This window comes from Nissabacter archeti, assembly GCF_018257325.1.
GTDB lineage: Bacteria > Pseudomonadota > Gammaproteobacteria > Enterobacterales > Enterobacteriaceae > Chimaeribacter > Chimaeribacter arupi.
Genome location: NZ_JAERKB010000005.1, coordinates 248350 through 262442 on the forward strand (window position 1 = coordinate 248350; position 14093 = coordinate 262442).

Annotated in this window: 12 protein-coding genes and 3 tRNA genes; 13 read left to right on the top strand and 2 right to left on the bottom strand. The window is 57.3% G+C overall.

What is annotated here, in order from left to right; all coding sequences use genetic code 11:
* The first annotated feature begins 1 nt into the window (after nt 1).
* The 5 genes from truD (at nt 2) to rpoS (ending at nt 4714) form a co-directional block, all read left to right on the top strand.
* Nucleotides 2-1048, top strand: coding sequence for a tRNA pseudouridine(13) synthase TruD (gene truD, locus JK232_RS08675; protein ID WP_072928988.1), 1047 nt, complete (start codon nt 2-4; stop codon nt 1046-1048).
* On the top strand, nt 1029-1790 hold the full coding sequence (gene surE, locus JK232_RS08680) for a 5'/3'-nucleotidase SurE (protein WP_072928990.1): 762 nt from the start codon (nt 1029-1031) through the stop codon (nt 1788-1790). Before truD ends, surE begins: the two co-directional genes overlap by 20 nt.
* Entirely contained in the window at nt 1784-2410 is a 627-nt protein-coding gene (locus JK232_RS08685; protein WP_072928992.1) for a protein-L-isoaspartate(D-aspartate) O-methyltransferase, read from the top strand. Before surE ends, JK232_RS08685 begins: the two co-directional genes overlap by 7 nt.
* 246 nt (nt 2411-2656) lie before the next feature.
* Nucleotides 2657-3673 (top strand): murein hydrolase activator NlpD, encoded by a 1017-nt coding sequence (nlpD, locus tag JK232_RS08690; RefSeq protein ID WP_072928994.1) that lies wholly within the window; start codon nt 2657-2659, stop codon nt 3671-3673.
* Between the two features lie 51 nt (nt 3674-3724).
* A complete protein-coding gene (gene rpoS, locus JK232_RS08695; RefSeq protein ID WP_072928996.1) occupies nt 3725-4714 on the top strand; it encodes an RNA polymerase sigma factor RpoS in 990 nt (329 codons plus the stop codon).
* A gap of 279 nt (nt 4715-4993) precedes the next feature.
* On the opposite strand, the gene mutS is transcribed toward rpoS, so the two are convergent.
* Both mutS and JK232_RS08705 read right to left on the bottom strand, forming a co-directional pair.
* Nucleotides 4994-7546: a DNA mismatch repair protein MutS gene (gene mutS, locus JK232_RS08700; protein ID WP_101835524.1), complete on the bottom strand. Its 2553-nt coding sequence runs from the start codon at nt 7544-7546 to the stop codon at nt 4994-4996.
* On the bottom strand, nt 7536-7727 hold the full coding sequence (locus tag JK232_RS08705) for a hypothetical protein (RefSeq protein ID WP_072929000.1): 192 nt from the start codon (nt 7725-7727) through the stop codon (nt 7536-7538). The genes mutS and JK232_RS08705 overlap by 11 nt, the downstream gene beginning before the upstream one ends.
* A gap of 116 nt (nt 7728-7843) precedes the next feature.
* On the opposite strand from JK232_RS08705, the gene pncC reads away from it, so the two are divergent.
* The 8 genes from pncC (at nt 7844) to JK232_RS08745 (ending at nt 14091) form a co-directional block, all read left to right on the top strand.
* A complete protein-coding gene (gene pncC, locus JK232_RS08710; protein WP_072929002.1) occupies nt 7844-8338 on the top strand; it encodes a nicotinamide-nucleotide amidase in 495 nt (164 codons plus the stop codon).
* 111 nt (nt 8339-8449) lie between these two features.
* Entirely contained in the window at nt 8450-9514 is a 1065-nt protein-coding gene (recA, locus tag JK232_RS08715; RefSeq protein WP_212589065.1) for a recombinase RecA, read from the top strand.
* 120 nt (nt 9515-9634) lie between these two features.
* Nucleotides 9635-10231 (top strand): recombination regulator RecX, encoded by a 597-nt coding sequence (gene recX / locus JK232_RS08720; protein ID WP_072929006.1) that lies wholly within the window; start codon nt 9635-9637, stop codon nt 10229-10231.
* Between the two features lie 135 nt (nt 10232-10366).
* Nucleotides 10367-12994: an alanine--tRNA ligase gene (gene alaS / locus JK232_RS08725; RefSeq protein ID WP_072929008.1), complete on the top strand. Its 2628-nt coding sequence runs from the start codon at nt 10367-10369 to the stop codon at nt 12992-12994.
* A gap of 256 nt (nt 12995-13250) precedes the next feature.
* A complete protein-coding gene (gene csrA, locus JK232_RS08730; RefSeq protein ID WP_004091602.1) occupies nt 13251-13436 on the top strand; it encodes a carbon storage regulator CsrA in 186 nt (61 codons plus the stop codon).
* Between the two features lie 304 nt (nt 13437-13740).
* Nucleotides 13741-13833: transfer RNA gene (locus JK232_RS08735), tRNA-Ser, on the top strand.
* Between the two features lie 7 nt (nt 13834-13840).
* A tRNA-Arg gene (locus JK232_RS08740) sits at nt 13841-13917 on the top strand.
* 97 nt (nt 13918-14014) lie between these two features.
* A tRNA-Arg gene (locus tag JK232_RS08745) sits at nt 14015-14091 on the top strand.
* Nucleotides 14092-14093: the final 2 nt, after the last annotated feature.

Sequence of the window (14093 nt, forward strand, 5' to 3'; positions counted from 1 at the left end):
GATGGACATGACTACGCTGACCTGGCTGCATGGCGAGCCGCGCTCCGGCGGCCTGCTGAAAGCCAACCCGGAAGATTTCCAGGTACGCGAAGATCTGGGCTTTGAGCCGGATGGCGAAGGCGAACACCTGCTGGTGCGCATCCGTAAAAACGGCTGCAATACCCAGTTCGTCGCCGATGCGCTGGCGCGTTTTGCCGGCATCCCGGCCCGTGCCGTGAGCTATGCCGGGCTGAAAGATCGCCATGCAGTCACCGAACAGTGGTTCTGCCTGCATCTGCCCGGCAAAGAATCGCCCGATCTCGCGGCGTTCCAGCTGGAAGGGTGCGAGGTGCTGGCCAGCGCCCGCCAGCGCCGTAAGCTGCGCATCGGCGCGCTGAAGGGCAACGCCTTTACGCTGATTCTGCGTCAGGTCACTGACCGGGCAGACGTCGAGCAGCGGCTGGCACGCATTGCTGAGCAGGGCGTGCCGAACTACTTCGGCGTGCAGCGTTTTGGGCATGGCGGCAATAATCTGGTGCAGGCGGCGCGTTGGGCGCGTGACGAGATCCGCGTGAAAGAGCGCAGCAAGCGCAGTTTTTACCTGTCGGCCAGCCGCAGCGCCCTGTTTAACCTGATCGCCGCGGAGCGTCTGGCGCAGGGGCTGCACCGCACCGTGCTGGCGGGCGATGCCCTGCAACTCAGCGGGCGCGGCAGCTGGTTTGTCGCGAAAGAAGACGAACTGGAGACGCTCCAGGCGCGCCTCGACGCGGGTGAACTGCAAATCACCGCCCCGTTGCCGGGCGACGGTGACCTCGGCACCCAGGCTGCCGCAGAGGCGCTGGAGCTGGCCTGCCTGGCCGATCAGGGCGATCTGCTGGGCTTAGTGAAGCGTGAGCGGGTTGAGCCGGCGCGGCGCGCGCTGTTGCTCTACCCGCAACAGATGCAGTGGAACTGGTGGGATGACGTCACGCTTGAACTGAATTTCTGGCTGCCGGCCGGCAGCTTCGCCACCAGTGTGGTACGTGAAATCCTGCGGCAGGGCAACGATAATGCGGATCTTACTGAGTAATGATGATGGCGTTAGCGCGCCGGGGATTCAGACCCTGGCCGCTGCGCTCAGGGAGTTTGCGGAGGTGCAGGTGGTGGCACCCGACCGCAACCGCAGCGGGGCGTCGAACGCACTGACGCTGGATGCCCCGTTGCGCACCCTGGCGCTGCCCAACGGCGATATCGCCGTACAGCAGGGCACGCCGACCGATTGCGTCTATCTGGGCGTTAACCAGCTGATGCGGCCGCGGCCGGATATCGTGGTCTCCGGGATTAATGCCGGGGCGAACCTGGGGGATGATGTGATCTACTCCGGGACTGTCGCCGCGGCCACCGAAGGGCGTCATCTTGGTTATCCGGCGCTGGCGGTGTCACTGGACGGGCACCGGCATTATGACACGGCGGCCGCGGTAACCTGTGCGATCCTGCGGGCATTGCAGCGCGAACCGCTGCGAACCGGCAAGATCCTGAACATCAACGTCCCGGATTTGCCGCTGTCCGCCATCAAAGGCATCAAGGTCACCCGTTGCGGCAGCCGCCACCCGGCTGACCAGGTGATTCACCAGCAGGACCCGCGCGGGCAGGATTTATGGTGGATCGGCCCGCCCGGCGCAAAATTTGATTACGCGCCGGGCACCGATTTTGCCGCACTTGAAGAGGGATATGTTTCCGTCACACCGCTTCAGGTCGATTTAACGGCCTACGCGGCACAGGATGTCGTGGAGAGATGGTTAACCAACGCCGAGGTCAACGGGGAATGGTGAACAGTCGTATGCGAATCCTGCTGGACCAGCTCCGCCAGCAGGGCATTCAGGAGGAGCGGTTGCTGCAGGCCATCGAGGCAGTGCCGCGGGAGCGTTTCGTGGATGAGGCGTTTGAGCACAGCGCCTATGACAACACCGCTTTGCCGATTGGCTCCGGCCAGACGATCTCACAGCCTTATGTGGTCGCGCGGATGACGGCGCTGTTGCAGCTGTCACCCGGTTCACGGGTGCTGGAGATCGGCACCGGCTCCGGCTACCAGACAGCGATTCTGGCGCATCTGGTTGACCATGTCTGCTCGGTGGAACGCATCAAAGGATTGCAGTGGCAGGCTAAACGCCGGTTTAAGCAACTGGATTTGCACAATATCTCGACCCGCCACGGCGACGGCTGGCTCGGCTGGCCGGCCCGTGCGCCGTTTGACGCCATCATTGTGACCGCCGCGCCGCCTGAAGTGCCGCAGGCGCTGCTGGAACAGCTCGATGAGGGCGGCATTCTGGTGCTGCCGGTTGGCGAGCACGCCCAACTTCTGCAACGCATCCAACGCAAAAACAACGAATTCAAGGTCGAAACCATTGAGGCGGTGCGCTTTGTGCCGCTGGTGAAAGGGGATTTGGCCTGATTCGTTGCCGCCGCCTTATGCCGCCGGGGTTTCTGCCCGGCCGGCAAGAGTAAATTCCGTGTCACTCTCCTATGGTGCTGCACCGGCGATGTTGATAGCATCCGTGGCAGCGTTTTTCTCTCTTGCTGCCTGCAATCCGTAGGGGCAAGGGAACCTTACCTCGCGCAGGGCGGGAAAGTTGCCTTTTTGCGGCGGATTGATAAGGTTTTTTGGATAGTTCACTGATATTGCTGTTATGGGGGAATGATGAGCACGGGAAGCCCAGTTATTACATTGCGTCGTATTGCGGCATGTACAGTAGTGAGTTTATGGTTGGCCGGCTGTTCCAACAACGCCACCACCTCCGCCCCTATCTCTGACGTCAGCGGCGGTGGCGGCAGCCGGGGCGGCATGATGAATACCCCGTCAGCGCAAGGCGGCGGGCAGACCGCGCCGGGCGGGCGGATTGTTTATAATCGCAGCTATAATTCCATTCCCAAAGGCAGCTACACCGGCAGCACCTACACGGTAAAACGTGGTGACACCCTGTTTTATATCGCCTGGATAACAGGCAATGACTTCCGTGATCTTGCGGCGCGCAACAGCATTTCTGCCCCTTATAGCTTAAATGTTGGGCAAACGATCCAGATCAATAACGTATCGTCCGGAGCCAGTACCGGCGGGGCTTTAGTGGCCTCTGACGCCACCCGTAATGGGGTACCGAAACCCCCTTCCAGCACACAGATCCAAAGCGCAACGGTTGATTCTCGTCCAACTACCGCGTATTCTGCTAGTTCTGGTAAACAGAATGTAGGTAAGATGTTGCCTTCATCGGGCGCGGTAGTTGCTACGACCGCACCTGTTACCGCACCGAGCACCACCGTCAGCAGTACAGCGAATACCGGCACGCCGGTAAGCAGCTGGAGATGGCCTACTGACGGTAAGATTATCGATAGCTTCTCAGCATCTGAGGGAGGCAATAAGGGGATCGATATCGCCGGTTCGCGCGGCCAGTCCATCGTTGCTACCGCCAGTGGGCGTGTAGTGTATGCAGGGAATGCGCTTCGCGGTTACGGTAATCTGATCATCATTAAACACAATGATGATTACCTGAGCGCCTATGCACATAACGACACAATGCTGGTCCGGGAACAACAAGAAGTGCAGGCGGGTCAAAAAATCGCGACCATGGGTAGCACCGGAACCAGTTCAGTAAGATTACATTTTGAAATTCGTTACAAGGGGAAATCCGTAAACCCGCTGCGTTATCTTCCGCAGCGATAAATTGGGCAGAATCCTTGTATTCTGCCTCGGGATCACGGGTAGGAGCAGCTTATGAGCCAAAGTACGCTGAAAGTTAACGAGTTACATGATGACGCGGATTTCGACGAGAACGGCGGTGAGAACTTTGACGAGAAAGCGCTCGTTGAAGAGCCTGTTGATAACGAGGCTTCTGAGGAAGAACTGTTATCACAAGCTGTGAGCCAACGAGTGCTGGATGCAACTCAACTGTATCTCGGAGAAATTGGTTATTCGCCTCTTCTGACCGCAGAGGAAGAGGTTTATTTCGCGCGGCGTGCATTGCGCGGTGACGTGCCGTCCCGCCGCCGGATGATTGAAAGTAACTTACGTTTGGTAGTGAAGATCGCCCGCCGTTACAGCAACCGTGGTCTGGCACTGTTGGATCTGATCGAGGAAGGTAACCTTGGCCTGATCCGTGCCGTTGAGAAATTTGACCCGGAGCGCGGCTTCCGATTTTCTACCTATGCAACCTGGTGGATCCGCCAGACCATTGAACGGGCGATCATGAATCAAACCCGTACTATTCGTCTGCCGATCCACATCGTGAAAGAACTGAACGTTTATCTGCGTACTGCGCGTGAACTTTCTCACAAGTTGGATCATGAACCGAGTGCGGAAGAGATTGCCGAGCAACTCGACAAACCGGTTGATGATGTAAGCCGTATGTTGCGCCTGAATGAGCGCATCACGTCGGTAGATACGCCACTGGGTGGCGACTCAGAGAAAGCGCTGCTGGATATTCTGGCAGACGAGAAAGACAACGGTCCGGAAGACACCACGCAAGACGATGATATGAAACAAAGCATCGTTAAATGGCTGTTCGAACTGAACGCCAAACAGCGTGAAGTGTTGGCGCGTCGTTTCGGCCTCTTGGGCTACGAAGCTGCCACACTGGAAGATGTGGGCCGTGAAATTGGTCTGACTCGTGAACGTGTTCGTCAGATTCAGGTTGAAGGTCTGCGCCGCCTGCGTGAAATTCTGCAGGGTCAGGGGCTGAGCATTGAGGCACTTTTCCGCGAATAAGCGGGCTGCCCATATGCTCTGGAAAAGCCGTGAATCATTAACCTGCTCAGGAAGTTAATGATTCATTGAAGGAAGTACCTTAAAAACGGTGGGCCTTGCCCACCGTTTTTTTATGCCTGAAAGACAGGGCCTGAAAGTCAGGGATAGGCCGGATCAGATCCCTGGCGATCCTGAGGATCGTGGCCCGCAGGCAGGCGCTTCGCACAGCCTGCGCAAACGATCCGGCTCCGGATCGCTCACTGCCTTCTGTGCTCACTGCCTTACTGACTTACTCTGCGTCTACACCATATTCTTCAGGCGGTAGATCCACTCCAGTGCCTGACGTGGGGAGAGGGTGTCCGGGTCCAGCGCTTCCAGCGCCTCGACGGCCGGTGAGGTTTCCTCACTCAGTAACGTCAGCTGCGCGCTGTCGACATGGCTGCCCGCTGCCTGATTGGAAAGGCTTTCCAGCTCACGCAGCTTCTGCCGGGCGCGTTTAATCACATCGCGCGGCACGCCGGCCAGCGAGGCCACCGCCAGACCATAACTTTTACTGGCCGCGCCCTCCTGGACATTGTGCATAAACGCGATGGTGTCACCGTGCTCTACCGCATCCAGATGGATGTTCACCACACCTTCCATTTTTTCCGGCAGGGTGGTCAGCTCAAAGTAGTGGGTGGCAAACAGCGTCATCGCTTTGATGCGGCTGGCGAGGTTTTCCGCACAGGCCCAGGCCAGAGAGAGGCCGTCGTAAGTGGACGTCCCGCGGCCGACCTCATCCATCAGCACCAGGCTGTTTTCGGTGGCGTTGTGCAGGATGTTGGCGGTTTCGGTCATCTCTACCATGAAAGTAGAGCGGCCTGACGCCAGATCGTCCGCTGCACCCACGCGGGTGAAAATGCGGTCCACCGGGCCGATGATGGCGCCCTCTGCCGGCACAAAACTGCCGATGTGCGCCATCAGCACAATCAACGCCGCCTGACGCATGTAGGTACTTTTACCGCCCATATTGGGGCCGGTGATGATCAGCATCCGCCGTGCCGGGGACAACGCCAGCGGGTTGGCGATAAACGGATCTTTCAGTACCTGTTCAACCACCGGGTGCCGCCCGCCGGTAATGCGGATGCCGGGCTGATCGCTCAGCGTCGGGCAGGTATAGTTCAGGGTGTCGGCCCGCTCGGCAAGGTTGCTCAGCACATCCAGCTCTGCCAGGGCCGCCGCACTCTGTTGCAGCTCGGGCAGATGCGGCAGCAGCAGGTCAAACAGCTCATCATAGAGCGACTTCTCCAGCGCCAGCGCTTTGCCTTTCGACGTCAGCACCTTGTCTTCATACTCTTTCAGCTCTGGAATGATGTAGCGCTCGGCATTTTTCAGCGTCTGTCGGCGCACGTAGTGCATCGGCACCAGGTGGCTCTGGCCGCGGCTGACCTGGATAAAGTAACCATGCACGCCGTTGAAGCCGACTTTCAGGGTATCGAGGCCCAGCTTCTCACGTTCACGGATTTCCAGACGATCCAGGTAATCCGTGGCACCGTCAGCCAGGGCGCGCCACTCATCCAGCTCGGCATGGTAACCCGGCGCAATCACGCCGCCGTCACGCACCAGCACCGGCGGGGACTCGATAATGGCTCTCTCCAGCAGCGCCAGAAGCTCACTGAATTCACCGGTCTGGGCCAGCAGGGCAGGCAGGTGCCCGCCGGTCAGCGGCGTCAGAAGTTCACGAATCGCCGGTAACTGCTGCATGGCATGGCGCATCCGTGCCAGATCGCGCGGGCGGGCGCTGCGCAGGGCCAGCCGCGCCAGGATACGTTCCAGGTCACCCACCTGCCGCAGCAATGGCTGCAGATCGTCCACCAGAGGTTGCAGCGCGGCGATGCTCTGCTGGCGCTGCATCAGCAACGTCTGGTTACGGCTTGGCATATGCAGCCAGCGTTTCAGCATCCGGCTGCCCATTGGCGTTACGCAACAATCCAGAATCGCCGACAAGGTGTTTTCCGTGCCGCCCGCCAGATTCTGCGTGATTTCCAGGTTGCGGCGGGTGGCGGCGTCCATGATGATGCCGTCCTGCTGGCGCTCCATCGTGAGGCCACGGATGTGGGGCAGGGCAGTACGCTGGGTATCTTTCACATACTGCAACAGGCAGCCGGCCGCGCGCAGCGCCTGGGGTGCCTGTTCCACCCCAAAGCCGGTCAGGTCACGGGTGCCGAATTGCAGGTTCAGCTGCTGGCGGGCGGTGTCGAGTTCGAACTCCCACTCCGGGCGGCGGCGCAGGCCACGGCGTTGTTCAATCAGCGCCATCTCCGGGAAACTTTCCGGATAGAGCAATTCGGCCGGGTTGGTGCGCTGCAATTCAGCGGCCATGGTTTCATTATCCGCGGGTTCCACTACCTGGAAACGGCCGGAGCTGATGTCGAGCGTGGCATACCCAAACCCCCGGCTGTCACGCCAGATGGCGGCCAGCAGGTTATCCTGACGCTCTTTCAGCAGCGCCTCATCACTGACGGTACCGGGGGTGACAATCCGGACGACTTTACGCTCGACCGGGCCTTTGCTGGCCGCCGGATCGCCAATCTGTTCACACAGGGCGACCGACTCACCTAATTGCACCAGCTTCGCCAGATAGTTTTCAACCGCGTGATGCGGCACGCCCGCCATTGGGATCGGCTCGCCGGCAGACTGGCCGCGCTTGGTCAGGGAGATATCCAGCAACTGGGATGCGCGCCTGGCATCGTCATAGAACAGCTCGTAGAAATCCCCCATCCGGTAAAACAACAGGATCTCAGGATGATCGGCCTTGAGACGCAGATACTGCTGCATCATTGGCGTGTGGTCTGCGTAAGCGTTATTTTCCATAGTTTTTCACGGTAATGTAGTTTTTCACGGCAATCTGATTTTCACTGCAATAAGGTTGGGCCAGGCTGCCGGGCACTTCCGCAGCCTGAGAATGGAAGGCGCGTACACCGCCGGCCTTGCTCAGAATAGGCGTGATGTTAACAGGTGGCCCAGGGGTTGAAAACGCATCCGCATCAATCACCGGCCTTTTTGTCCGGTCCTTCGGCGCGTCTCGCAAAATAGTGCAGGATCGCTCATGCTTCCCTTGAGAAGTGCTAACATTGGACCCACTTACCTTCTTCACAGACGGGATATGTGATGAGTGAAAAAAACCTGCATGCGCTGAGCGTGCGCCTCGGCGAGCGCCTTCAGGCGGCGTCAGCCTGGGTAACCTGTGCAGAGTCCTGCACCGGTGGGCTGGTGGCCAAGTCCATTACGGATATTGCCGGCAGTTCCGCCTGGTTTGATCGTGGCTTTGTGACGTACAGCAACGCGGCCAAGCATGAGATGCTGGGGGTGGCGGAATCCACGTTACAGGCGCATGGCGCGGTCAGTGAGCCGGTGGTGCGGGAAATGGCATTCGGTGCCCTGAAAGCGGCGGGTGCAGACTACGCTGTGTCCATCAGCGGGATCGCCGGGCCGGGCGGCGGCACGGATGCCAAGCCGGTCGGTACCGTGTGGTTCGGCATAGCCGCGGAAGATGGCCGGATGATGGCGGTAAAGCAGTGCTTTTCCGGTGACCGTGAGGCGGTAAGAATGCAAGCCGCTGTTTTCGCGCTGCAAACCCTACTTGATGAATTTCTGGAAAAATAAGCTTGTGGTACTGTATACGTATACAGTATAATTCATCTCGTTTTCCAGTATACCAAATTACAATCAGTGACAGCCCAGGGGTGACCTACTGCTGTCCGTAGAGGAGTCAACATGGCTATTGATGAGAATAAGCAAAAGGCGTTAGCTGCAGCACTGGGCCAGATTGAAAAACAATTCGGCAAAGGCTCCATCATGCGCCTCGGTGAAGATCGCTCTATGGACGTGGAAACGATCTCTACCGGTTCTCTGTCGCTTGATATTGCGCTGGGTGCGGGTGGTTTACCGATGGGCCGTATCGTTGAGATTTATGGCCCGGAATCTTCCGGTAAAACCACGCTGACCCTGCAGGTCATCGCAGCGGCACAGCGTGAAGGCAAAACCTGTGCCTTCATCGATGCTGAGCACGCGCTGGACCCGGTCTACGCTAAGAAACTGGGCGTAGACATTGATAACCTGCTCTGCTCCCAGCCGGACACCGGCGAGCAGGCCCTTGAGATCTGTGATGCGCTGACCCGTTCCGGCGCGGTTGACGTCATCATCGTTGACTCCGTGGCAGCCCTGACGCCCAAAGCAGAAATCGAAGGCGAAATCGGTGATTCGCATATGGGTCTGGCCGCCCGTATGATGAGCCAGGCGATGCGTAAACTGGCCGGTAACCTGAAGCAGGCCAACACCCTGCTGATCTTCATCAACCAGATCCGTATGAAGATTGGTGTGATGTTCGGTAACCCAGAAACCACCACCGGGGGTAACGCCCTGAAGTTCTACGCCTCTGTGCGTCTCGATATCCGCCGTATCGGTGCGATTAAAGAGGGCGACGTGGTCGTGGGCAGCGAAACCCGCGTGAAAGTGGTCAAGAACAAAGTTGCTGCGCCATTCAAGCAGGCTGAGTTCCAGATCATGTATGGCGAAGGCATCAACATCAACGGCGAGCTGATTGACCTGGGCGTGAAACACAAACTGGTCGAGAAAGCCGGTGCCTGGTACAGCTACAACGGCGACAAGATCGGTCAGGGTAAAGCAAATGCCTGTAACTACCTGAAAGAGAACCCGGCTATTGCAGCTGAACTGGACAAGAAACTGCGTGAGCTGTTGCTGACCAACAATGGTGAAAATGCCGCTACCGCGACAGAAAACCTTGATGATGACAGCGCAGAGATGAGCGAAGAGTTTTAATCGATTCTTTCTGAGCTGAACCAGCCAGAGTGTGCAAACACTCTGGCTGTTTTTTTATGTGCATGGCCAGCCCGGTACACGATATGCCCGGCCGCCCCGCGATTTTGAAGGAGAGTGCTGATGAGCCATGATCCCTCCCAACCTGGGCGCTCTGAGAAAGAGCAGCTCAATACCCTGCTGGCCAGGGCAATGCGCCTGCTTGCCCAGCGCGATCACAGCGAGACGGAACTGCGCCGTAAGCTGGAAACCCCACCGGTCATGGCACCGCGCCGCAACGCCTCTTTCTCGCGCCGCCCCCCACACCGTACTGATGACGACGCTGAGACTCCCCCTGCACCGGTTTATGCACCGCCACCGGCAGAAGAGATCGACCCACAGTTGGTTGAAAAAATTATCCTGTATTGCCTGGAGCACCACTATCTGGACGATGCCCGTTTTACGCAAAGCTATATCAACAGCCGCAGCCGTAAAGGGTATGGCCCTCAGCGCATCCGCTCAGAGCTTACGCAGAAAGGTGTGGCAAAAGAGGTGATTAATACCGGCTTTGAGGAGACGGAAGTGGACTGGTGCCGGCAGGCGCGCGATCTGGCGGAGCGCAAGTTTGGCGAACAGTTGCCGACAGAGTGGAAAGAAAAGGCCAAAGTGCAGCGCTTTCTGCAATACCGGGGCTTTTTTCAGGAAGAGATACAGTCAATTTATCGCGATTTTGATGAATGAGCGCATACTGGATTTTACTTCCCACTGAAGAAATTTTATCTTATTCCCACTTTTTGTTCGTAAGCAGTGCGCCGGCATCAAGATGCTGAGCATACTGCTTACGGGCTGTTCTTTTAGCCTGATTCCGGGACATTTATGAGCAAGAGCACCGCTGAGATCCGTCAAGCGTTTCTCGATTTTTTCCAGAGCAAGGGACACCAGGTTGTATCAAGCAGCTCTTTGGTTCCCAATAACGATCCGACATTGCTGTTTACCAATGCCGGGATGAACCAATTCAAGGATGTTTTCCTTGGCCTGGACAAGCGTGCCTATTCACGCGCCACGACCTCACAGCGTTGCGTCCGTGCGGGCGGTAAGCACAATGACCTCGAAAACGTCGGGTATACCGCGCGCCACCATACTTTCTTTGAAATGCTGGGTAACTTCAGCTTCGGCGACTATTTCAAGCATGATGCTATCCAGTATGCCTGGGAGCTGCTGACCAGTGAAAACTGGTTTGCCCTGCCGAAAGAGAAGCTGTGGGTGACCGTGTATGAAACCGATGATGAAGCCTATGACATCTGGCTGAAAGAGATTGGGGTGCCGCAGGAGCGCATCATCCGCATCGGGGACAATAAAGGCAAACCTTACGCCTCTGACAACTTCTGGCAGATGGGCGATACCGGCCCGTGCGGCCCGTGCACCGAGATCTTCTTCGATCACGGCGATCACATCGCCGGTGGCCCGCCGGGCAGCCCGGACGAAGATGGCGATCGCTATATCGAGATCTGGAACGTGGTGTTTATGCAGTTCAACCGTCAGGCTGACGGCACCATGCAACCGCTGCCGAAGCCGTCTGTGGACACCGGCATGGGTCTGGAGCGTATTGCCGCCGTTCTGCAGCATGTGAACTCCAACTATGAGATCGATCTGTTCAAAAAACTGATTGGTGCCGTGGCTAACGTCACCGGCGCGACCGATCTGGACAACAAATCCCTGCGCGTTATTGCTGACCACATCCGCTCTTGTGCCTTCCTGATCTCTGATGGTGTGATCCCGTCTAATGAGAACCGCGGCTATGTGCTGCGCCGTATCATTCGCCGGGCGATCCGTCACGGCAATATGCTGGGCGCGAAAGAGACCTTCTTCTATAAGCTGGTGGCCCCTCTGATTGAGGTGATGGGCCCGGCTGCGGAAGAGTTGCAACGCCAGCAGGCACTGGTTGAACAGGTGCTGAAAACTGAAGAAGAGCAGTTCGCCCGCACGCTGGAGCGTGGCCTGGCACTGCTGGATGATGTGCTGGCTAACCTGAAAGGCGACACGCTTGACGGTGAAACCGCATTCCGCCTCTATGACACCTATGGCTTCCCGCTGGATCTGACCGCCGATGTCTGCCGCGAACGTAACCTGAAGGTGGATGAAGAGGGCTTCAACCAGGCGATGGAACAGCAGCGCCGCCGTGCGCGTGAGTCGAGCGGCTTTGGTGCTGACTATAACAGCCTGATCCGTGTGGATGGCAGCACGCAGTTCCTGGGCTATGACCAGCTCGACCTGTCGGCGAAAGTGATCGCACTGTATCGTGACGGTCAGCCGGTAGACAGCATTAACGCCGGTGACAACGCCGTTGTGGTGCTGGATGAGACGCCATTCTACGCCGAGTCCGGCGGCCAGGTCGGTGACAAAGGCCAGTTGCGCACGGCAGCGGCCCAGTTCGATGTGATTGATACCCAGAAGTATGGCCAGGCTACCGGCCATCAGGGCGTGCTCAGCCAGGGTACCCTGCGGGTTAATGACGCCGTCGATGCGCAGGTTGATGTCGCGCGCCGTAACCGTATTCGTCTGAACCACTCCGCGACCCACCTGCTGCACGCAGCGTTGCGTCAGGTACTGGGTGACCATGTGGCGCAGAAAGGCTCGCTGGTTAATGATAAATACCTGCGCTTTGACTTCTCCCATTTTGAAGCGATGAAGCCTGCCGAGATCCGTGCGGTAGAAGATATCGTTAACGCCCAGATTCGTCGTAACCTGCCGGTTGAAACCAACATTATGGCGTTGGAAGAAGCGAAAGCAGCAGGGGCCATGGCACTGTTTGGTGAGAAGTATGAAGACAACGTGCGCGTATTGCGTATGGGTGACTTCTCCACAGAGCTGTGTGGTGGCACACACGCCAGCCGCACCGGTGACATCGGCCTGTTCCGCATTCAGAGCGAATCCGGCACGGCAGCGGGTATCCGTCGTATTGAGGCGGTGACAGGGGAGGGGGCGATTGCCACACTCCACCAGGAAACTGACCTGCTGCAAAGTATTTCCCATCTGGTGAAAGGGGATGCCAACAGTGTCTCTGACAAGATCCGTGGCCTGATCGAGCGTTCACGCCAGCTGGAGAAAGAGTTGCAGCAACTGAAAGACCAGCAGGCTGCTCAGGAAAGCGCATCGCTCTCTTCACGGGCGAAGCAGGTAAAAGGCACGCCGTTGCTGGTCAGCCAGTTGGATAACGTCGAGCCGAAAATGCTCCGCACGATGGTCGATGATCTCAAAAACCAGCTGGGTTCTGCCATTATCGTACTGGCGACCACGGCGGAAGGGAAAGTCAGCCTGATTGCCGGGGTGACCAAAGACCTGACTGACCGCGTCAAAGCCGGTGAGCTGATCGGCCATATTGCCCAGCAGGTAGGGGGCAAAGGCGGCGGCCGCCCTGATATGGCGCAGGCGGGCGGCAGTGATGTTTCCGCTCTGCCGGGGGCGCTGGAAAGCGTCACAGCGTGGGTCGAAGATAAATTATAAGTTTGAAATAATTCAAACGTATTGATACGCCATAACGCCTTGTGCGCTATGGCGTTTTTTGTTTCAGGCCGCGGCGGCGCGGCGCGGCAGATGCCACAAGACTGCCGAATTCGGCTAAACTGAAAAGAGTTAACGTTGATCCTATGATTACCTTACAGTTAATGTAAGTGGCATAGTTTACGTTTTCACAGTATATGATGGATAATGGCGGGGAAACTGAGAGACCCGACTCTTACAATCTTTCAAGGAGCAAAGAATGCTTATTCTGACTCGTCGAGTTGGTGAAACCCTCATGATTGGCGATGAGGTGACTGTCACTGTATTAGGGGTGAAAGGTAACCAGGTACGTATTGGTGTCAACGCCCCGAAAGAGGTTTCTGTCCATCGCGAAGAAATCTACCAACGCATTCAAGCTGAAAAGTCCCAGCAAACGACCTACTAAATTGACCGGCGTCTCGCGGGAAGCGAGGCGCCAATCATCTTTTTGTTCTCTTTCCCTCTCTTCGCACGCTTTTCTTCACGCTTTTTCTTATCGCCCCCTACATGATATTTCTGCGTCATCCGGCTTTTTGCGTTGATAAAAAAACCATTTTGGCGTCAAACTACCCATATTGCGCGTGAATTGTTCAAACGTGCATGAGATGAAAAAAAAGGGTTTGACTTATAAACGCGGGAAAGTAATATGTGCGCCACGCAGCGACGATGAGCTTTCAGAAAGTTAATCAGAGCACTCGCAAGAGGCGTAAGGTGAGGTGGCCGAGAGGCTGAAGGCGCTCCCCTGCTAAGGGAGTATGCGGTCAAAAGCTGCATCGAGGGTTCGAATCCCTCCCTCACCGCCATTTAAATGCATCCATAGCTCAGCTGGATAGAGTACTCGGCTACGAACCGAGCGGTCGGAGGTTCGAATCCTCCTGGATGCACCATACTTTTGCAGTATGGACAGTGAATGTGGTCTTAGCGACACCATACCCGCCCGTAAGAAGGCACGCAGTAACAGCAGTAAGAAGAAGTCATTCCGTTGCATCCATAGCTCAGCTGGATAGAGTACTCGGCTACGAACCGAGCGGTCGGAGGTTCGAATCCTCCTGGATGCACCATC

What these genes read in the sequence shown, in the direction of transcription:
- truD (WP_072928988.1), top strand. Translation starts at nt 2, where the DNA reads ATGGACATGACTACGCTGACCTGGCTGCATGGCGAGCCGCGCTCCGGC.
- surE (WP_072928990.1), top strand. Translation starts at nt 1,029, where the DNA reads ATGCGGATCTTACTGAGTAATGATGATGGCGTTAGCGCGCCGGGGATT.
- JK232_RS08685 (WP_072928992.1), top strand. Translation starts at nt 1,784, where the DNA reads ATGGTGAACAGTCGTATGCGAATCCTGCTGGACCAGCTCCGCCAGCAG.
- nlpD (WP_072928994.1), top strand. Translation starts at nt 2,657, where the DNA reads ATGAGCACGGGAAGCCCAGTTATTACATTGCGTCGTATTGCGGCATGT.
- rpoS (WP_072928996.1), top strand. Translation starts at nt 3,725, where the DNA reads ATGAGCCAAAGTACGCTGAAAGTTAACGAGTTACATGATGACGCGGAT.
- mutS (WP_101835524.1), bottom strand. Translation starts at nt 7,546, where the DNA reads ATGGAAAATAACGCTTACGCAGACCACACGCCAATGATGCAGCAGTAT.
- pncC (WP_072929002.1), top strand. Translation starts at nt 7,844, where the DNA reads ATGAGTGAAAAAAACCTGCATGCGCTGAGCGTGCGCCTCGGCGAGCGC.
- recA (WP_212589065.1), top strand. Translation starts at nt 8,450, where the DNA reads ATGGCTATTGATGAGAATAAGCAAAAGGCGTTAGCTGCAGCACTGGGC.
- recX (WP_072929006.1), top strand. Translation starts at nt 9,635, where the DNA reads ATGAGCCATGATCCCTCCCAACCTGGGCGCTCTGAGAAAGAGCAGCTC.
- alaS (WP_072929008.1), top strand. Translation starts at nt 10,367, where the DNA reads ATGAGCAAGAGCACCGCTGAGATCCGTCAAGCGTTTCTCGATTTTTTC.
- csrA (WP_004091602.1), top strand. Translation starts at nt 13,251, where the DNA reads ATGCTTATTCTGACTCGTCGAGTTGGTGAAACCCTCATGATTGGCGAT.